The sequence below is a fragment of the Rickettsia bellii RML369-C genome (assembly GCF_000012385.1).
GTDB lineage: Bacteria > Pseudomonadota > Alphaproteobacteria > Rickettsiales > Rickettsiaceae > Rickettsia > Rickettsia bellii.
Genome location: NC_007940.1, coordinates 1,374,231 through 1,393,970 on the forward strand (window position 1 = coordinate 1,374,231; position 19,740 = coordinate 1,393,970).

Sequence of the window (19,740 nt, forward strand, 5' to 3'; positions counted from 1 at the left end):
TTTTAGTACCTCAATAATTTGAATTAATTAATAAAAAGCTATCCTTAGGGCTGGTATAACATACTATTATTAATAGTGCTAGATTAATATATAAAATTAATAGATTAAAGCAATAAGTTTAGATAAGTTTGTGACAAAATAGACACAAATAGATAATTAGCCCTTTTATACACCAATATATTTATTAAATTTATCTTTTTCATCTTTGAATTTATCAGCATCTGGTAGGGCGGGTTTTTTCTTAGTAATAACTTGCCATTTTTCATGTTCTATAAAGTGTTTTGCTCGCTCTACCCATTCAATTAATTCTGGTGTTTCAGGTTTTATTGCATCTATTGGGCAGTCAGGCACGCATACCCCGCAATCTATACATTCATCCGGATTGATAACCAGCATAAACTCACCCTCATAAAAACAATCTACCGGACATACTTCAACACAATCAGTATATTTACATTTCACGCATTCATCAGTTACAACGTAGGTCATTTTTTTATCGGTTTTTAATTTTGTTGATTAATATAGAGGTTCTTAAAAATAATATTAACAAAAAATATAATATAAAACTTACAAACATTATCATTAAAGGTTTTAGCATTGATGAGTGAATAGTTGGTGATCCTAATCTTAAAACACTAGCTGGCTGGTGCAGGCTATACCAAAGATTTACAGAAAATTTTATTATTGGTATGTTAATAAGTCCAATAAGGGCAATAATAGAAGCAGGGTTTTGTGCTTTTCTTATATCTTCTGCATTATTAACTATTATAATGTAGCTTAAATATAGTAGGAATAATATTAACATTGAAGTAAGCCGTGCATCCCATACCCACCATACTCCCCATATAGGCTTTCCCCATATACTGCCTGTTACTAAGCTAATTAAGGTGAAAGTAGCTCCGGTATAGCTAGCAGCTACCGCAAGCAAATATGACATAGTAGTTTTCCATACTAAATAGCTGAAGCTACAGGCTGCCATAAAGACATAAATAGCGAGTGCCATCCAAGAGGCAGGCACATGAACATACATAATACGTACGAAATCGCCTTGTTGATAATCAGGCGGGGAAACTACTAGCCCTAAATAAAGACCAATAGCCGATGTTAGAAAAGTCAATATTGTCAATATAGGAATTACTATTTTTGATAATTTATCAAAATAATGAGGGTTTAGTAATTTAAACATAATGCATTTTGTAGGTTTTATTATATGGTTCTTAAAAAACGTTCAATACTGTTCCTAGCTGTAACAGAATTTGTTGCGTGGATCATTCTCTCCCCTGTCATCCCGTGATTTATGAACTAGAGCCAGTTAAAAATACTAATAAAATTAGTATTTTTTATTATTTTCTGGATCTAGTTCCCAAGCCACGGTATTGTAAGAAAAGAAAGTGATATAATATAAGTTATAAATGTAATATAAACATTTATAAGAGAGTGTTAATACCCTATATAATGATATAGGGTATTAAGCGGGCATAAGCGACCGTCACGGCATAGGTTTTATACGACCGGAGTCATCAAGGTACTATAGCCCGACTCTCGAGAAGTTTGAATAGTTGGAAGGGATGCGATAAGCACGCCCGATTACAATCCTAAACAATATAAAATCTCGAGGTACATATGATAAAATATCACAAACATATAGGAATTGATATAGGAAAATATAATTTTGTAGTAGGAATAGAGGGCATAAAAGATACAAAAGAATATGAGAATACAAGTTCCGGTATATTTGAATTTATTAATGATAATAAGGATATTTTAGCAAACTCTCTAACTGTAGTTGAAACAACAGGCGGATATGAACTAGAGTTATTGTATAGCTTATGTGAAAGAGGTTATGTAGTACATAGAGCAGATGCAAGAAAGGTAAAGAATTTTATCAGATCATATGGTAATAGTGCAAAAACAGATAAGTTAGATGCTAAAGCATTAGGATTATATGGTAAGGAGCGAGCAGATAAGCTTGAAGTATTTAAGCCTGAATCAAAACAAAATATACAATTATTTCGGTTAGTACAAAGACGGAATGATTTAAAGCAAATGTTAGTTGCCGAAAAGAATAGATTACAACAAGCAAATACAGATAAGTTTGTTAAAAATAGCTGTATAAATATGATAGATGTTTTAAGTAATCAAATTACAGAGATTACTAATCAGGTAGAAGTGATTATATCATCAGATCAGCTGTTAAAAGCAAAGCATGAGATATTGAAAGAGATAAATGGCATTGGTAATATAGTTGCTTTTGAGTTATTAATATTATTACCGGAGTTAGGGAAGTTAACAAGACGGCAGATTGCTTCTCTTGCAGGGCTTGCTCCAAAAGCTAATGATAGTGGTAAATATCAAGGATATAGAAAGGTAGGACATGGTAGAGCAGGAGTCAAGCCTATACTATTCCTTGCTGCTATGTCAGCCCGTAATAGCAAGACTTCTGGTTTAAGACTCTTTTATGAGCGACTCATTAACAATGGTAAAAAGAAAATGGTCGCTCTTACCGCTTTAATGCGTAAAATTATTGTCATCGCTAATGCTAAATTAAAATCTCTTCTTTTTAATTTAAAACATAGTTGATGACATTGAAAGTGCTTTTCGATCCACACAGGTAAAACCTTAAGCGGGAATGACATATAATCCACACAATAGGCTAATCCCTAATAGGAATGATATCAAATTCAAATTCCGTATGAATTTGCCCCATAATAAAATTTATTAGGACATTGGCTAGTCCTTGACATTTTATTCATATACAACTCTATAAATCGTGGCTCTTTAAAGCATATAATATAGGCTATTAAATGTAGACCTGCTGCGATGAATAAAATCATAATGCCGTTATTCCAAATAAATACTATCATAGTCATGATCATATTTAATGCTGCAAATTTAATACTCACACCAAATATCATGGGTGGTCTAGTTAGCCCTACGAATAAAAGATCGGTTGCTAATGTTCCTGCCATATACTTTTCCTCTTTTATATTTTTTATTCAATAATAAACATAAACTTAAAAATTATTAATATAAATTTATATTTTTATTTGCAAACATAGTTAATAATATTGAGTTTGGTATTTTACTATTAACAAAATGCACATTATTACCTATACTTTCAATCACCTTAATTGCTATTTTGATTAATTCTTCTTCTAAATAATGATTACTATCATTTAGCATTGATTTTAACAAATTAGCATTTTGTATTTTCATATTATACTGAAATCCTCTAAATATCTGGGACATTTCATATGGAAATATTAGATGCTCTGCTCCTAAAGTAACAGCAATTGTTGCAGCAGTTAAATTAACATTTAGTAAATGGGTCTTTTCTTGGTCATCATTAGCAAAAGGAGTTATTACAGGTATAATATTACTATCTTCAAAATTTAATAGAATTTCTGGGTTAACTATAATAGGCTCGCTTACAAAGCCAATATCTATAACGTCACGATTTGCAACTCTTCTATGTGATAGTTTTGATTTTCTTGCTTGTAGTAAATTCGCATCTTTTCCTGAAATACCAACCGCATAACAACCTTTATTGCTAAGTTTTGTCACAATAAGTTTGTTGACATAACTCGATAGAATTTCCATAATAATAGGATTATCTATGGAACTATTTTCCCTTACTTTATTAAATTTTTTACTGAAACTTTTATCTAATTGTGATATTAAAGATAGATTACCTAAATCTATATGGTCATGTACTATATAGATTTTAGCACCGCACATCTCAAGCAGTTTGATAGATTCTATAAAAGAAGCAAACAACTTCTTATTAATAATAATATTGATTGGTAACTTTAGAACTATCGCTTGATTTCTAAGCTCATTACTACATGTGATTATATCCCTAATTATAGTAATGTCGCCTAATTCAGAAATATTATCTATTTCTTTACTTTTCAAGTTTGATGCATTTTGCCAAACTAGTTTTAAGTTCTCTTGCACCTTCTTTACTCCTACTACTTACATAAATAAGATTACATGAGTAGTTTAAAGTTGCAAGAAAATTCTGTGCTTCTAGGTTAAGGTTTTTACGATCCGTAACTTTATCGGATTTTGTAAAAATAATTTGGAAATCTCGCTTATTTGCAAGTAATAACTCCGCTACTTTTTTATCGTTCTCTTTAATTCCCCTTCTTGAATCTATCAATAAGTTAACTAATTTTAGATTATCACTCTTGCGTAAGTAATGATTAATTAATATTTCCCACTGATCTTTAACTTGATTTGGAACTTGTGCAAAACCATAACCTGGTAGGTCAACTATTATAAGTTTATCTACAAGATTAAAGAAATTAATCTGCCTAGTACGCCCTGGGGTATTAGAAACTTTAGCAAGTTTTTTGTTATTACATATAGTATTTATTAGACTTGATTTGCCGACATTTGATTTACCAACAAAAGCAATTTGCGGTAATGCAAAATTAGGAAGTTGCTTTATATCCATAGCACCAGCTACAAATTTAGCTTGATGACGAAAAAGCTTATTATCACCTACTAATTTTTTATTAATTACTTTTTCATCAGTCATAATTTTGTAACCTATATTATTATACGTCCTGTGTCATCCTGTAGCAAAATTACCCTCGTGGATCAGTTTTTTCGTCATTGCGAGGAAATTACGAAGTAATTGACGAAGCAAGGAAGTATAAAAAATGCTAATTTATAGCATTTTTTATTATTTTTTCTAGATTGCCACGCTCATTTCATTCGCTCGCAATGACGACTCTCGATCCACACGAGAACTTCATCCACAAGGCAACAATAAAAAAATTAAAATAAAATATATGGTAGCGGGGGCTGGATTTGAACCAACGACCTTCAGGTTATGAGCCTGACGAGCTACCGAGCTGCTCCACCCCGCAATAAAGAAATTTGATGACTTTGTTTATTAATATTATAAACAAAGATTAGCGACATAAATGATTAGAGTAAGTTTTTACCCCATAGTAATGTGTGTTACGTGGATCATTCTCCCCCTATCATCCCGTGATTTATTCAGGGGATCCAATTAAAAATACTAATAAAATTAGTATTTTTAATTATTTTCTGGATTGCCACGCTCATTTCATTCACTCGCAATGACGACTCTCGATCCACGTAAAAAAGCCGCCAACGTGATGACACACTGGAAACGTTCTTGATCTATGCGGAAATGTCTCCACCCGATTATAGAAATTAACTAGCTTCCTTCTTTTGACTACCGAAAGAAAGACCGGAAAATCTTTTATTAAAATCACTAATGCTTTTGTTAGACTGATTTACTACATTTCCAATATCTTTATTCCATGCTGGGTGTTTTCTAAAATCAACATCCATTAAAATCTCACCTGCAGGATGAGTTGACATTGTTTCAAAAACATCACTTCCAACTTTAATTAAAAACTTTTTATAGTCTGGATGTATCCCATTTTTCATAATGATTTTGCCATCTTAGTCTGAATTATTTTTTTCTTAATAGCTTTAGCTGTAGTGGATAAAGCATCATTATTAGCTTTTAACATATACGCATCAAACCCGCCAGCTTTTTCAACTGAACTTATGCATCTAGCACTAACTGATAATCTATATTCTGCGGTTGTTATATCACTTATAAACTTAACCGATCTTAAATTAGGCTCAAAACGCCTTCTAGTTTTACGCTGTGAATGCGATACATTATTGCCATATAAAACACCCACTCCAGTGAGTTCACATTTACGAGACATAAGCTTAACCTATCAAACTTTAACTTATATAATAGATAAAAAATATAAAGTAATACTTGTATACTGTCAAGAAGTAATTACTAATATTACTTACTTAAATTCAAATAGATAAAGAGAATAAAGCCTTATCTCTTTATCTATTTTGTTCTACAAATTAATTTTTAACTTCACTAACCCTTGATGGCTTTTATATTTTTTATGGGTGTAATGATTATATTCAAATACTACATTTATATTCTTCTTTGTTAAAAGAACATTACCTCCAATATTATAACCAAATTTAGGCTGTTTTGATATAATAATCTTCTCTTCTATTATTTGATTATTTAAAACTGCCTTAGCATTAACTTTTGTATCTTTATTATAAAAATGATTTTCTATACTCCCATACAAGCTCGGCACCAGCGTTATATCATTTAAAACCTTTATCGATTTAAATTCTACCTTACTGCCTAAACTAGTTGTTAATAGTCGATTTGACTTCTTTTGAATCATTAATTTTTGTACAAAATTATTTCCTTTATAACCACTACTTCTTGAATAATCGTATTTTAATCCAATATTTGGTATTAAGTATAAATTATAATTTATACGATATTTATAATTTAATAATGCTTCAAAATTAAAGTTATTATTTTGATATTTACCAATGATATTATTAGCAGTTGTAGCTTTATTTTTAATATAATTATGACCAACAGATGCTATAGCTTGCAATGAAAAATTTTTCGGTAATTCTTTTAAACCATAAACACTTAATAAATGTCCATTAAGTGCGGTCTTAGCAAACTTCTTATTATATTTAAAATGCGACTCAATTCTTGAATAAGCTATACCTATTACGTCAGAGCTATTACTAAGCTCTGTGTCCATACCGATAGTTACACCGCTAGTGCGTCCTTGATATTTCGGTATGCTTCTCCATGCTTTTTGATTGCTTACTCCATATAAACCACTGATCCATACTCCTCTGTTTATTGCGTCCTCTTCATCACCACCAGTAATCGCAGCAGTAGGCAATAACAATCTACCATGGATACCCATATGAATAGGTTTATTAGTAATAGAAGCTACTTGATTATGCAAAGTAACTTCTTCAGATATTTGCTTTTTTACAATTAAAGATTCTAGGTCTTGAGATTTTGAATCTAATAAACTTAACTCTATTATTATATTCTCATAATCTTCTGGTGAACATTTCTCTAAAAATGCTAGAGTATCAGGATCATTAAATACAGTTGGAAACAAATCGGGATGTGCTCTTATTATACTAACAAAATCTGGGACCTCTTTTAAAATTTTAAGTATATCTATCAAATCTTGATCAAAAGATATTGATGCATTTTCACCATTATTATTTAAAGCAAATAATCCAGTAATTTTTTTACTTTTTAATTCATCTAATTGTCTTTTTGCATCTTCAAGCTCATTAATTATATCTAGGTTATTAGTATTATTTTCTAAAAATTCAATTCGAGCTAATAATTTTTTCATTTTTTCATTTTCAGATAAATTATTTGTATCTTTCATTACTTTAGAAAGTGGTATATTTGCTGGTGTTAAATCCCAATTATTTTCAGCCCTTATTAAATTAAATTCTGTATTATCTATATATTCTTCAGAACCATCTTCCTTTACTATTTTTAGTCTTTTTCCATTTATTTTATTGTTATCTTCCATTAAAAACCTTGCAATTACAGCTCGTTTTTTTGCTTCATTTGTCACTAGTTTTTCGTACTCTTCATAGCTTATTTTACTACTACTACCAGGTTTAGAAACTTGATAGGTGTCCCAACTACTTTCTCCAATTTTTTCAAGTATTTCTTCACATTTTTTAATGTATTCTTCTTCACTTAAGATCGATCTATCTAGTTTATCTACCTCACTTTTGTATAATCCTGTCTTTTCTTCATAGGCACGTTTATAACCTAAAGCTTTAGTTATTACCTCTTTTTCATATTCTGTAAAATATTTTTCATAACTATTATCATTTATGTTGCTGTTATAATAGTCGACATATTTTATATTAGCACCATAAGCTAATTCTATTAGCGACTCAACTTTTGATTTTATTAGACCATAAACTCTTTCTTGTTCTATTTGCTTAAGTTTTGTTTCATCAAACTTCCTATAAGAATTTCCTTTAGAATCTTTTTCAAAACCTTTAGTAATATCAATAATTTCAGAGGTGAGATCTTTTTCTAAAATCTCTGTTGGCGTACTATACGAAATTATATACTTATAATTTGGATTAAAATTAGAAATATAAGATGTAGAACCTATTATATTATTATTTAAGTTTGTATTATCAATTATAATGTTACCTTTATCATCTTTCTCATATATTCCATTATTAGCCGCAATTTGGTTTGCTAAATTAAATTTTTCTGTAGGAGACAATTTATTATTTCTTATAATATCTTTGAAAAACCTTGCACGTAATTCATCATTATCAGTGTGTTGAGTAAGAACAATAGAAAATAGCTTAGACATCTGTGCTATTCCATTCAAATTTAAAAAGGCTTCTAAATCAGAATTATCTTTTTTATTTTTTATATTTTTCCTATTTTTTTTAAGTGTATCATAAGGATTAAATGTTGGACCTAATTCAGCATTAATATCTTTTGCTGCTGATTTAGGATCAACAGGCGGTGTTTTTGGCAGCGGAGGCGGAGGTGGCGTCGGAGGCGGAGGTGGTGGCGGAGGTGGAGGAGGGGGTGGTGGCGGAGGAGGGGGTGGTGGAGGTGGTGCAGCTTCTGCTTTATTATTTAAAGTAAGCAATAATATTCCTGAATTAATTGCCAATAAATTTATTGATATGGCAACAACGAAAGAGTATTTTAACAATGTAGATTTTAGCTTATATCCCAAACTCATTAGATTTATCTCATTAATATTAACTTAAACGAGTGACAATATATAATTTTCGTTAATTAGAGTCAATAAAAATTATTAATTTCTATTAACTATTGGATTTTTTAATTATACTATGGCTAAAAAGCCTCATAATATGATAAAATCTAACTTTTTGTAAATAAACCAAACCTTATGCAAATATACTTATTTAACACCCTCACTCAAAACAAAGAACTATTTGAACCTGAAGATCAGACTAATGTAAAAATGTATGTCTGTGGACCTACTGTTTATGATAACCCACATATTGGCAATAGTAGATCGGTAGTGGTATATGACTTACTTTATCGCATACTTGTAGATATATTTGAGGCTAAATCTGTAAAATATGTACGGAATATTACCGATGTAGATGATAAGATAATTGAGAGAGCAGCAAACTTAGGTATTAGCATTAACGAGTTAACAGACAAAGTTACAAAAGAATTTCATACGAATATGAAATATCTATTTTGTTTACCACCTACTATAGAACCAAAGGCTACGCAGCATATTGATGTAATGATCGAAATAATAGAAAAGCTAATTAAATCTGGGCATGCATATATTGCAGATGATCATGTTTATTTTGATGTTTTATTAGCTCCTAATTATACAGAACTATCTAACCGAAAATTAGAAGATATGTTTGAAAGCGTACGGGTAGAAAATAGCAAAACTAAAAAGCATCCACAGGATTTCGTTTTATGGAAACCAGCAAAACCAGATGAAGATGTACATATGAACTTCAAAAGCCCATGGGGGCTAGGGCGTCCCGGCTGGCATATTGAATGTTCAGCAATGAGTTATAAATATTTAGGCAAAAATTTTGATATTCATGGCGGCGGTGCTGATTTAATATTTCCACATCATACTAACGAGATTGCACAAAGTAAATGTGCTTTTTCGAACTCCACTTATGCAAAATACTGGGTTCACAATGGCTTTTTAACAGTTAACGGCGAAAAAATGAGTAAATCTCTTGGTAATTTTATTACTGTCAGGGATTTAATGGATAAACAAATTAAAGGCGAAATAGTAAGATTATTTTTATTAACCGCCCATTATAGACGTCCTCTTGATTATAACGACAAGGCTATAGAGGATGCTAAAAAAACTCTAGATTATTGGTATAGAGCTATTCAAAATATAAATATACAAAAAATAGATACTCTGCCTAGCGACTTTATGCAAAGCTTGTTTGACGATATGAATAGTCCGCTTGCTATTAAAATAATTAACGACTATGCCAAAGCTATTTTTACAGCTACAAACGAGGAAGAAAAGCAATTTAATGCCTCTAATCTTATTGCTTGTGCTAATTTTATTGGATTAATGAACGAAACACCACATGAATGGTTTAATAAAGATGTAGACGAAAATTATATAAATAATCTTATTAATGAACGCTTAGAAGCAAAAAAACAAAAAAATTGGGGATTAGCTGATCAAATTCGTAACAAATTATTAAATGAAAAAATTATTTTAGAGGATAAGCCAAACGGCACTACTATATGGAGGAAAGAATAAGGACTTGTAAATTACGGAATATAAGTATATAATTTGTAGGCTTATATTTTTAAGCAAATTCACACGTAAGATAAATGTTAGTTCATTAAAATAAATAGTGAATAGGTAGACGAAGGTCAACTTCAAAAAGAGCAAGGAGACGGTAAGCCGAGGAACGGAGCGTATACTTAATACGTGAGTACCGGAGAACTTACAAAGTCGACGCAGCCAATTTTTGAAATTCATCGAGTATACATCTTACGGAGGTATAAACTAACAATAATCAGGAGAAATAAATGTCAAAAATACCACCAGTTAACGTTAAAGATTTATTAGATGCCGGCGTGCATTTTGGTCATAAGACTTCACGTTGGAATCCTAAAATGGCACCTTATATATATGGTGAGCGTGATGAGGTACATATAATTGATTTAAGACAAACAGCAGCTTTAATGAATGTTGCTTTAAATGCAATATATGAAACTGTAAAAAATGATGGCAAAGTATTATTTGTGAGTACAAAAATACAAGCAAGCGATATTATAGCAGAATATGCTGAAAAATGCGGACAATACTATGTAAATCATAGATGGCTTGGCGGAATGCTAACTAACTGGAAAACTATTTCAGGTTCTATAGAGAAATTAAATAAATTAGAACAAACTTTAGAAAATGAAGAAGCTTGCATCGGTTATACTAAGAAAGAAATACTTGATATGAACCGCAAGAAAGATAAATTACTTCTATCACTTGCTGGAATCAGAGAGCTACATTCTAAGCCAGATTTAATAGTAATTATCGACACTAATAAAGAACATATTGCGATTAGCGAAGCTGTAAGACTTGATATACCTATCGTGGCTGTTGTAGATACTAATTCTAACCCTGATCATATAGATTATCCAATTCCAGGTAATGATGACGCTATAAGATCAATTAGGTTTTATTGTAGTTTATTTGCTGATGCTGCACTACAAGGTTTAGAAGAATCAATGAAAGCATCAGGAGTCGATTTAGGCAGCATCCAAGAACATGGTGATAAAAATTTAGCTCCTAAAAATGTTTCTAAATTAAAACAAGCTAAAAAGTTCTCTAAAACAAAAAATATAAATGAAGAAGCAAATACAGAATTTGAGCAAGCATTAAGTGATGCTGATGAAGACAAAAATTAGACATCTTTTTAAAATGCATAATTAAATGGAGATAGATAAAGTATGAGTGAAGTAAATATAAGTGCTAGTGACGTTAGAGAGCTCAGAGAAAAAACTGGTGCTGGAATGATGGATTGTAAAAAAGCCTTAATCGAGACTAAAGGCAATCTTGAAGAAGCTGTTGACTTTTTACGCACGAAAGGTCTTGCTGCTGCTGCAAAGAAAGCTGGACGTGTTGCTGCTGAAGGGTTAACAGCTGCTAAAGTTGACGGATTAACTGGAGTTGTTGTTGAAATAAATTCTGAAACCGATTTTGTCGCAAGAAATGAGCAATTCCAAAATCTAGTTACAAATATTGCTAATCTTGCAATAAATGTTAAAGATATAGAAGAACTAAAAGCAGCTAAAATGCCAAATGGCAAATCAGTAGAAGAAGACGTTGTAGAAAATATTGCTACAATAGGTGAAAACTTAACACTACGCCGCATGGAAGTACTAAAAGTATCTGAAGGAGCGATTGGCTCTTATGTACATAATGAAGTTGCATCAAACTTAGGTAAAATTTCTGTATTGGTAGGTCTACAATCAAGTGCAAAAGATACGGCAAAACTAGAAGCTTTAGCTAAGCAAATCGCTGTTCACGTGGCAGGAAATAATCCACAAAGTATAGATGATTCTGGTTTAGATCAAGCCCTTGTAGAACGTGAGAGAAAAGTATTCTTTGAGAAGTCAAAAGAAGAAGGTAAGCCTGACAATATTATCGAAAAAATGGTAGAAGGCAGAATTCGTAAATTCTTTGCTGAAGTTGTGCTACTACAACAAAATTTCTTATTTGATAATAAACTAACTGTTGCTGAAGTAATCAAAAATGCTGCTAAAGAACTTGGTGCAGAAATTCAAATTACTAAATTTATCAGATATGAACTTGGTGAGGGTATAGAGCAGGAAGAAAAAAACTTCGCCGATGAAGTAGCCGCTGTAATGAAAGGCTAATATACTTACCTTTGTCATGCAGCACCTTTTTTTGTTGTACGAATCAAAAAGTACTTACAATGGCATTCCCACAGAAGTACAGTAGCGTCCGGATAAAATTGTAATATTATTAAAATAATTATTGCAAGAAAGCATTGTTTGTATGAATCCAAAAGCACTCTTGATGTCATGCCGTGGCTTGACCACGGCATACAGAAAAGGCATTATTGCTTGGATACTAAATCGTCTGAGCCTACGTAAATGAAATGAGCGTGGCAATCCAGAAAAATAATAAAAAATGCTACGCAATTTACTAGATTGCTTTGTCAAAACTTATAGTTCTTCCTCTCAATAATGACCTGCATTCCTCATTGCTTCATATAATTATTATATTTTCTGGTATTAAAAAATATTAGGTATTGCAATAAATTTATTTATCCTATAAATGTAAAATTACAATAGTTTTTCAAGTTTAAGTTATATTTATATTTTTAGTGTAATTAATAATTAGCATTATTTTAGTTTTGTGTTATATAAGCTAAAATAATAATTATTACTTATATGACAAAATTAACCAAAATGGAACTAAAAGAACTAGTAGAGCAAAATGAATACGAAATAAAACTAGTCCAATATTATGAGCAGATAGATAGTTATAAAAATCTTGATTATATAACACAAAATACGGAAATACCAGGAACTCAACCCACTATATCTGTGCCAGGCTATAGAGCATTACTTGAGCTATATATGGCTTCTAATGATGCCCCTCACAAAGAACTAGAAAATTTTAGTAATAGTTTAGAAAAAATCTCTACATATTTATTTAACGACGATCATGATAAATTTACAGAACAAGTATTTAATGATTTAGAAGAGAAGAATAAATCTTTTATATTTTATAGTAATTTTAATAATTCACATGCAAATTTTATAAAATATTCTAAAGAAAATAATCAATATTACAGAACATTTTATAATGTAGGTAGTGGGGATATCGAAAGTGAAAATCAATCAATAAAAAAATTTGTCTCAGGAGCAGGATTTTTATTTCAAACAAAAAAAATATTGGTTGGAGGAAAGTCTGAAATTCAAAAGAAAATAAAACAAGATCTAGTTAATAATGCTAAGGGAGTAAATAATGAACCCGATGAGTTACTAAAAAATCAACCTTTTGAGGTTTCAGATGTACAAGTAAAAGAACAACGATATAATAATTGTAGTACAAGAGCTCTACGCGAGGCTTTAAGAGATAATATACCTACAGAAGAATTTAGGGAGCTTTATGAATTTATTGCAAACAATTCTTATTCCGATATGTTAAAAGCAGCAGGAATTGAAAAATCGATAAAACAGGAAGAAATAAAAGATTTTGAATCCGCTTTGAAAAAATACATTCAACTTCAGAGAAAAAAGTTTGATATGGCTCAAACTAATTTGAAAAAAGAAGAAGATAATGAACTGACTCAAAAGTATAACAATCTTAAAATTGAGTATGCAGAAATCGTAAAAAAATTAAAGAGCTGAAAGCTCAGCTTCCTGAATCTCAAGATAAAATAAATATTCGAAAAAAAGTTAAAGAATTATTAAGTCAGCAAGGAAAATTATTAGATCAACAACATAAAGTATTAAATCAGCAAGAACAACTTTCACAAAATCCTACTAATACTAGTCTTAATATGAAAAATCATATTTCTAATTTTAGAGATCAAGGCTTTAATATTTTGACGAAACAACAATTATTAAATGAAACAGCAACTCAATATTCAGAAAAGTTAGACAAGGAAAGAAGTCAAAATTTATGGCTTAAACTTTTTAAAGAAAGCTTAAATGATATTGATTTACCTTTAACTAAAGAGTTATTAGAACCGGTCAAAAGACATTTTTCAAATTGTCTTAATAAAAGCAGTGATGATAATGAAATATTTAATGAATGGAAAAAGGAGTGTATAGAAGATCTTAGAATAGATCCAATAATTAAAGCACCTATTATAAAGTCGATGATTGAAAATAAAGAAGATTTACCAAAGTCAATAAAACATTACGCTAAAAGTGATAATGCAAAAATAAAAAATTTAACAGTAAATGATATATACAAAAACCTTTTAAAAGAAAATATAGCTCAAAGAGACATTAACGCCGCTCATCGTCAACAAGATATGAAAGAATCTAACTTGACCAGTGAACAACTGTATAAAAAATACCTTAAAAAAGAAGCTTCTAAAAAAACTCTCGACGATATTAAAAAAACACTAGATTCTCATCTTACAAAAAAACACTCCAGTACTAATATAGTACCAAATTTTAAAAAACAAGAAAGTAACAAATCTAATACTCGTTAGTTATATTACATAAACGTTTATCATCATCTAATAATTTTAGATTTACTTCAATTAAAGGCGTAGGTAGGAGATGTTTAATAATTTCAGACCATTCTATTAAAGTTAAATTACCGCTTAATGCCTCTTCAAGCCCTAATTCATAAATTTCTTCAGGTGATTTTAGGCGATAAAGATCACAATGATAGATAGTAAAATGAGGTGTTTTATATGTTTGTAATAAGTTAAAGGTTGGACTTATAATTGAGGTGTTTTCACCACAAAAATATTTAATAATTTCACGACAAAAAAAAGTTTTACCTACTCCAAGATCACCATTTAATAACACAATATTATTAGGTTTTAAGGTTGCAGCAAAAGCCTTAGCAAAGTTTTTTGTTTCTTCTTCGCTATTTAATATGGTTTGACTATTTAACATTTGCAAGAATAGATAGTGGTTGTTTGAGATAGCTACTTTTTGAAAAGCTTTTCTTACAAAGATCGGGATCAGATCGTTTTTTCGTAATTACAAGGTAAAATTAATGTTATTATATGATCACTTCCCAGCAACGCTGGAAATCCATTCAATTATACTATCACCCCGTGGCTCGACCAATAGTACCGGACAGTTATTAAAAAAATGTTATATTTTATTCAGGTGTAGGTGACCTTATATGTCATTCCCGCATAGGCGGGAATCCAGTAAAACTACATAAAAACAGTAAAATCTTTAAAATAAAAAGCTTAGGTTATCTTGCTTTATTCTGGATTCCCGCCGTTGCTAAGAATGACGTAGAATAATAACTGTCCGGTACTATTGTTTATAAAACGAGGAATGAAACCGTTACTTAAGGCATGAGTACCGCAGTACTTATAAAACGACGACGCCAATTTTATCGAATATACCGCAGATACAGCATGTTTCAGAAAGGTCGATACAAGCGAATTTTGCAGGATTCGCCTGTGCTCACGTAGTTTATCTACGCTGTGCAGTCTCACCTTGAAATTCATCTTGTCTAGACCTTTCTGAAACATGCTGTACTTCAAAAGTTAGAAGTCAAATAAGTGGTGAGTCAAGCTAGGCGTATATTAATACGTGAGCAAAGGCGAATCTCAAAATTTGACTTACCAAATCTTGAAGTATCAAAGGTATACTATGCCACCAACTTTTCGCGTAATACTTCCACTAACTTATTAATAGCTTCAGATGAATCTATGTTTTCAAGAATAGCAAGTTCACCTGCAAGTCTATTTAGAGCTGCTTCATAAAGAGTTCTTTCACTATAAGAGCGGTCATTATCAACATTTTTATGTAAGTCACGTAATACCTCGGCAACTGCTACAATATTACCTGAATTAATCTTTCCTTCATATTCTTGAGCTCTTCTGCTCCACATTCTATTACCCTGTTTTGGCTTGCCTTGAAGGGTTGAATATATTAAATCTAGATCTTTTTTGCTCGCAACTGCTCTAAGCCCTACAACTGTAGCTCTACTAACCGGTACTTTTACAGTCATTTTATCTTGAGGAAAAGAGATTACATATACCTTTATCTCAGTACCTGCAATAGTATGATTCTCTATATTTGTAATTTCACCTACTCCGTGTGCAGGATAAACAATTCTTTGTCCTATTTTAAACTCAGATTTTTGTTGTTCTGTTTTGTCTTCGGATTGTGCTATATTTACCATTATTAATTCCTCCGTAGTAATTCTTAGTGCTTAAGAATCCAATGTTAGACTATTATCCTGTCTAGCATAACACATTTTGCTTAAATGATAAAGCAGATAATTTTATATAGCAAATTTATTTACTATTGAAATAAAGTAAATAAAACCTTATTGTATTGTTAAATCAATATTATAAAGGGTTAAATTATGCGAAATAGTTTTATTACGTTAATATTTCTATTGCTTTTGAGTGGTTGCTCAGAAGAAAAAGAGAAAGTAGTAGAGCAAGAATCATCTGAATCCATAACTCCAGCTCAGGCTTCAACTTCAGATGAAAACAACAATCAAACAACCGAAACAACAACTCCAGCTGTAATAACTCCGGCTGTGCAAGAACAAATAGAGCAAAAGCCTGAAGTAAAAACTTTTAAGGTTACTTTTAAGATAGATGAAAATGATATGGTTCTTGGGAATAAAGACTCTAAAATAGTTGTAGTTGAATATTTCTCTCCTACTTGCCCACATTGTGCTTATTATCACTCTACAATCTTTCCTGAACTTAAACAAAAATATATAGATACTAATAAAATAGCATATGTTACTAGAGAATTTATTGCTACTAAACAAGATTTAGATGCTTCTATTTTAGCACGTTGCAAAGGTGATATAAATAGCTTTATGCTGTTTCATGATATTATATTAAAGCAACAAGATAAATGGTCAGTTAGTAATAAATATAGAGAGTTATTAACTGATATAGGTCAGCTTGGCGGCGTTACTCCGGAAGAGTACAAAAAATGTTTAAGCGATGATAAAATTACTGAAACCTTAATTGCTAATACTAATTTTATAACAAAAGCACCAAAATTTATAGGAACTCCTTCTTTCTTTGTTAACGGAGTACAAACTGAGAATTATAGTATAAATAGTATTTCAGCAGCAATAGATAAAGCCATAGAAGAATCAAAAAATAAAATAGATTTATAGTGGATAATGATAAATTAAAAGATATTAAGACAAGAATTAATCAGTTAAAAACTGATAAAACCCCTAATTCTAACTTGCAACAGGAAATAAGTCCGTTTACTATAGCTATAGATTTAGTTTCCGGAACAATGGTAGGGTTTGTTATTGGTTTATTAACTGATAAATTCTTTCATTCTAAACCTTTATTTATTATTATATTTACCATAATCGGAATTATAGCAGGATTTAATATAGTCAGGCAAAGGCTAATCAGTAAGAAATAACAAAATGCTTCATAATCCTTTAGTACAATTTGATATAAAAAAGCTGATAGACATCAAAGTTATGGATTTCGATATTAGCTTTACTAATTCAGCTGCCTATATGCTACTTGCTAGTGTTTTAGCTTTAACTTATTTTTACTTGGCTTTTTCAAATCCTAGGTTAGTACCATCAAGGTTACAAATAAGTGGCGAAATAATCTATAACCTTGTAACTGATATGCTAAATCAGAATGTAGGCAGTAAAGGACGCAAGTTTGTTCCTGTAATTTTCACTCTATTTGTTTTTATTTTATTTTGTAATTTATTTGGCATGATACCTTACGGGTTTACTGTTACCAGCCATATCATTATTACTTTCGCTTTAGCAATTCTAGTATTTTTAATGGTGACTATAGTTGGCTTTGTAAAGCACGGCATGCATTTTCTTTCCCTCTTCTTGCCCCATGGTACGCCTTTATGGCTTGCCCCACTAATGATCATAATTGAATTATTTACATATCTAGCAAGACCGGCTAGTTTATCCTTAAGGCTTGCGGCAAATATGATGGCAGGTCATATTTTATTAAAAGTAATTGCTAGCTTTGTTGTAACATTGATGATTTACTTGAAATTTCTACCAATACCTCTTATGGTTATATTAATTGGGTTTGAAATCTTTGTTGCAATTCTTCAGGCTTATATTTTTACTATTTTATCTTGTGTATATCTTAATGATGCAGTTAATTTACACTAGAGTTTTTTAATTAATTAAAGTTGAGTTTTTTTATGGATATGGTTTCTTTAAAGTTCATCGGTGTTGGTTGTATGGCTATTGGAATGCTTGGTGCAGCTTTAGGCGTCAGTAATATATTTAGTTCACTACTTAATTCAATAGCTAGAAATCCTTCAGCTACCGAACAGCTTCAGAGAATGGCACTTATTGGTGCAGGTCTTGCTGAAGCAATGGGGCTTTTTTCTTTTGTAATCGCAATGCTACTTATCTTTTCCTAAAATTTGCTTTTAAATAATATGCCTCAATTTGATATTAATACATATTATTCACAAATTTTTTGGCTAATAGTTACTTTTAGCTTATTATATATTTTTGTCTACAAATTTATAGTTCCTAAAATTGAAAGAGTTTTAAATAATAGACAATCCAATATTCAAGATAATATTGCAAAAGCCGATGAATTAGCTTTAGAAATCGAAAAGTTAAATAAATACTATAATGAAGAAATAACAAGAATAAGTACTGAAATAGATAGGTTAAAAAAAGAAAAAATAGATTCTTTAGAAGCAGAATTTTTGATTAAAAAAACTAATTTAGAACAAAACCTACGAAAGCTGATAAATCAAAATATTAAAGATATAAAATTAGTTGCAGAAAAATTTAGAACTAGTAAAGTAGATGCGACTATAATGCTTGCTGCTAGTATTATCGAAAAAATCACTGGCACTAAAGCAGATATAAACTTACTAAAAAATATAAAAATACAATAATAATGCATTTTCTAGATGAAAGCTTTTGGCTTGCTATTAGTTTTATAATTTTTGTGTATTTAATTTATAGACCAGCAAAAAAAGCAATTTTAAAATCTTTGGATATGAAAGTTTTAGAAGTACAAGAGAGAGTTCTAAAAGCTGAAAAATTAAAAGACGATGCAAAATTATTATTTGAACAAACTGAAGAGCAAATAAAAAATTTAGAAGCTCTGCAACTTCAAATGACCAAAGAAAATAATGAAATTACAGAAAAAATAGTTCAAGAAAAAACTAAAGAAATTGAAGAATTTTTAGAGCATAAGAAAGTTGAAACTATTAAATTAATTGAAAGCCAAAAATTATTAGCAAGTAAAGAACTACAAGATGAATTTTCTGATGAAGTTGTTAAACTTGTTTCAGAATATTTCCATTCAACCAAAAATAATAATCTTTCAGAAACCGATATAGCTAAGAATTTAATGGATAAAGTATAGCACATTCCATAAAGGTCGATACAAGCTAATTTGGAAACAATTGCCCGGTATCATTGGGTATATTATTCTATGTCATTCCCGCTTAAGGCTTGCCCTCATGGATCAGTTTTCCAATTGTCATCCTGTGATTTATGAACTAGAGCCAGTTAAAAATACTAATAAAATTAGTATTTTTTATTATTTTCTGGATCTAGTTCCTAAGCCACAGTAGGCTTTGTTGCATGGATTGAGAGTCGTCATTACGAGGAAATTACGAAGTAATTGACGAAGCAAGGAAGTAAAAAAATACTAACTTTA

22 protein-coding genes, 1 tRNA gene and 1 pseudogene are annotated in these 19,740 nt (G+C 30.5%); 13 read left to right on the forward strand and 11 right to left on the reverse strand.

Going from position 1 to position 19,740, the window contains the following annotated elements:
* Positions 1-165 precede the first annotated feature (165 nt).
* Entirely contained in the window at positions 166-489 is a 324-nt protein-coding gene (gene fdxA / locus RBE_RS06605; RefSeq protein WP_011477924.1) for a ferredoxin FdxA, read from the reverse strand.
* Positions 490-493: 4 nt separating this feature from the next.
* Positions 494-1,186 carry a heme ABC transporter permease gene (locus tag RBE_RS06610; RefSeq protein ID WP_011477925.1) on the reverse strand — a complete coding sequence of 231 codons (693 nt, stop codon included), beginning with the start codon at positions 1,184-1,186 and terminating at the stop codon, positions 494-496.
* Between the two features lie 437 nt (positions 1,187-1,623).
* Here RBE_RS06610 and RBE_RS06615 point away from each other — a divergent pair, with 437 nt between their 5' ends.
* Positions 1,624-2,580 carry an IS110 family transposase gene (locus RBE_RS06615; RefSeq protein WP_011476926.1) on the forward strand — a complete coding sequence of 319 codons (957 nt, stop codon included), beginning with the start codon at positions 1,624-1,626 and terminating at the stop codon, positions 2,578-2,580.
* 101 nt (positions 2,581-2,681) lie between these two features.
* Here the strand turns inward: RBE_RS06615 and RBE_RS06620 are convergent, their stop codons facing one another.
* From RBE_RS06620 to RBE_RS09655, 7 genes are all read right to left on the reverse strand, one after another.
* Positions 2,682-2,969 carry a type IV secretion system protein VirB3 gene (locus tag RBE_RS06620; protein WP_011477926.1) on the reverse strand — a complete coding sequence of 96 codons (288 nt, stop codon included), beginning with the start codon at positions 2,967-2,969 and terminating at the stop codon, positions 2,682-2,684.
* Between the two features lie 55 nt (positions 2,970-3,024).
* Positions 3,025-3,957 carry an acetylglutamate kinase gene (locus RBE_RS06625; RefSeq protein WP_011477927.1) on the reverse strand — a complete coding sequence of 311 codons (933 nt, stop codon included), beginning with the start codon at positions 3,955-3,957 and terminating at the stop codon, positions 3,025-3,027.
* The gene (gene yihA, locus RBE_RS06630; protein WP_011477928.1) at positions 3,905-4,543 is read right to left on the reverse strand and encodes a ribosome biogenesis GTP-binding protein YihA/YsxC; all 639 of its coding nucleotides are present in this window, start codon (positions 4,541-4,543) and stop codon (positions 3,905-3,907) included. Before yihA ends, RBE_RS06625 begins: the two co-directional genes overlap by 53 nt.
* 257 nt (positions 4,544-4,800) lie before the next feature.
* Positions 4,801-4,877: transfer RNA gene (locus RBE_RS06635), tRNA-Met, on the reverse strand.
* 313 nt (positions 4,878-5,190) lie between these two features.
* Positions 5,191-5,430 carry a 50S ribosomal protein L31 gene (rpmE, locus tag RBE_RS06640; protein ID WP_011477929.1) on the reverse strand — a complete coding sequence of 80 codons (240 nt, stop codon included), beginning with the start codon at positions 5,428-5,430 and terminating at the stop codon, positions 5,191-5,193.
* The gene (gene rpmB / locus RBE_RS06645) at positions 5,427-5,720 is read right to left on the reverse strand and encodes a 50S ribosomal protein L28 (RefSeq protein WP_011477930.1); all 294 of its coding nucleotides are present in this window, start codon (positions 5,718-5,720) and stop codon (positions 5,427-5,429) included. Before rpmB ends, rpmE begins: the two co-directional genes overlap by 4 nt.
* Before the next feature lie 147 nt (positions 5,721-5,867).
* On the reverse strand, positions 5,868-8,597 hold the full coding sequence (locus tag RBE_RS09655; protein WP_011477931.1) for an autotransporter outer membrane beta-barrel domain-containing protein: 2,730 nt from the start codon (positions 8,595-8,597) through the stop codon (positions 5,868-5,870).
* A gap of 171 nt (positions 8,598-8,768) precedes the next feature.
* Here RBE_RS09655 and cysS point away from each other — a divergent pair, with 171 nt between their 5' ends.
* The 5 genes from cysS to RBE_RS06675 all read left to right on the forward strand — a co-directional run bounded on the left by cysS (position 8,769) and on the right by RBE_RS06675 (position 14,589).
* Entirely contained in the window at positions 8,769-10,145 is a 1,377-nt protein-coding gene (gene cysS, locus RBE_RS06655; protein ID WP_011477932.1) for a cysteine--tRNA ligase, read from the forward strand.
* A 275-nt stretch (positions 10,146-10,420) separates the two neighbouring features.
* Positions 10,421-11,296, forward strand: a complete 876-nt coding sequence (gene rpsB / locus RBE_RS06660) for a 30S ribosomal protein S2 (protein ID WP_011477933.1) — start codon at positions 10,421-10,423, stop codon at positions 11,294-11,296.
* A 42-nt stretch (positions 11,297-11,338) separates the two neighbouring features.
* On the forward strand, positions 11,339-12,268 hold the full coding sequence (gene tsf / locus RBE_RS06665; RefSeq protein WP_011477934.1) for a translation elongation factor Ts: 930 nt from the start codon (positions 11,339-11,341) through the stop codon (positions 12,266-12,268).
* Positions 12,269-12,808: 540 nt separating this feature from the next.
* Positions 12,809-13,774 carry a hypothetical protein gene (locus tag RBE_RS06670; protein WP_011477935.1) on the forward strand — a complete coding sequence of 322 codons (966 nt, stop codon included), beginning with the start codon at positions 12,809-12,811 and terminating at the stop codon, positions 13,772-13,774.
* A 152-nt stretch (positions 13,775-13,926) separates the two neighbouring features.
* Complete coding sequence (locus tag RBE_RS06675; RefSeq protein ID WP_011477936.1) at positions 13,927-14,589, forward strand: hypothetical protein; 663 nt, start codon at positions 13,927-13,929, stop codon at positions 14,587-14,589.
* Here the strand turns inward: RBE_RS06675 and tsaE are convergent.
* A complete protein-coding gene (tsaE, locus tag RBE_RS06680) occupies positions 14,576-15,004 on the reverse strand; it encodes a tRNA (adenosine(37)-N6)-threonylcarbamoyltransferase complex ATPase subunit type 1 TsaE (protein ID WP_041804728.1) in 429 nt (142 codons plus the stop codon). The genes RBE_RS06675 and tsaE overlap by 14 nt on opposite strands.
* A gap of 598 nt (positions 15,005-15,602) precedes the next feature.
* Here tsaE and RBE_RS08715 point away from each other — a divergent pair.
* Positions 15,603-15,720, forward strand: a pseudogene (locus tag RBE_RS08715) (palindromic element RPE5 domain-containing protein); the annotation flags it as partial.
* Here the strand turns inward: RBE_RS08715 and RBE_RS06685 are convergent.
* Positions 15,720-16,256 carry a CarD family transcriptional regulator gene (locus tag RBE_RS06685; RefSeq protein WP_011477938.1) on the reverse strand — a complete coding sequence of 179 codons (537 nt, stop codon included), beginning with the start codon at positions 16,254-16,256 and terminating at the stop codon, positions 15,720-15,722. The pseudogene RBE_RS08715 and the gene RBE_RS06685 overlap by 1 nt on opposite strands.
* 186 nt (positions 16,257-16,442) lie before the next feature.
* On the opposite strand from RBE_RS06685, the gene RBE_RS06690 reads away from it, so the two are divergent.
* The 6 genes from RBE_RS06690 to RBE_RS06715 are packed head-to-tail and all read left to right on the forward strand — an operon-like array spanning position 16,443 to position 19,443.
* Positions 16,443-17,222: a DsbA family protein gene (locus RBE_RS06690; RefSeq protein ID WP_011477939.1), complete on the forward strand. Its 780-nt coding sequence runs from the start codon at positions 16,443-16,445 to the stop codon at positions 17,220-17,222.
* The gene (locus tag RBE_RS06695) at positions 17,222-17,485 is read left to right on the forward strand and encodes an AtpZ/AtpI family protein (RefSeq protein ID WP_011477940.1); all 264 of its coding nucleotides are present in this window, start codon (positions 17,222-17,224) and stop codon (positions 17,483-17,485) included. The genes RBE_RS06690 and RBE_RS06695 overlap by 1 nt, the downstream gene beginning before the upstream one ends.
* A 4-nt stretch (positions 17,486-17,489) precedes the next feature.
* Positions 17,490-18,218, forward strand: coding sequence for a F0F1 ATP synthase subunit A (locus RBE_RS06700; protein ID WP_011477941.1), 729 nt, complete (start codon positions 17,490-17,492; stop codon positions 18,216-18,218).
* A 32-nt stretch (positions 18,219-18,250) separates the two neighbouring features.
* Entirely contained in the window at positions 18,251-18,475 is a 225-nt protein-coding gene (locus RBE_RS06705; protein WP_011477942.1) for a F0F1 ATP synthase subunit C, read from the forward strand.
* An 18-nt stretch (positions 18,476-18,493) separates the two neighbouring features.
* Positions 18,494-18,967 (forward strand): F0F1 ATP synthase subunit B', encoded by a 474-nt coding sequence (locus RBE_RS06710; RefSeq protein WP_011477943.1) that lies wholly within the window; start codon positions 18,494-18,496, stop codon positions 18,965-18,967.
* A 2-nt stretch (positions 18,968-18,969) separates the two neighbouring features.
* The gene (locus tag RBE_RS06715) at positions 18,970-19,443 is read left to right on the forward strand and encodes a F0F1 ATP synthase subunit B (RefSeq protein ID WP_011477944.1); all 474 of its coding nucleotides are present in this window, start codon (positions 18,970-18,972) and stop codon (positions 19,441-19,443) included.
* Positions 19,444-19,740 lie beyond the last annotated feature (297 nt).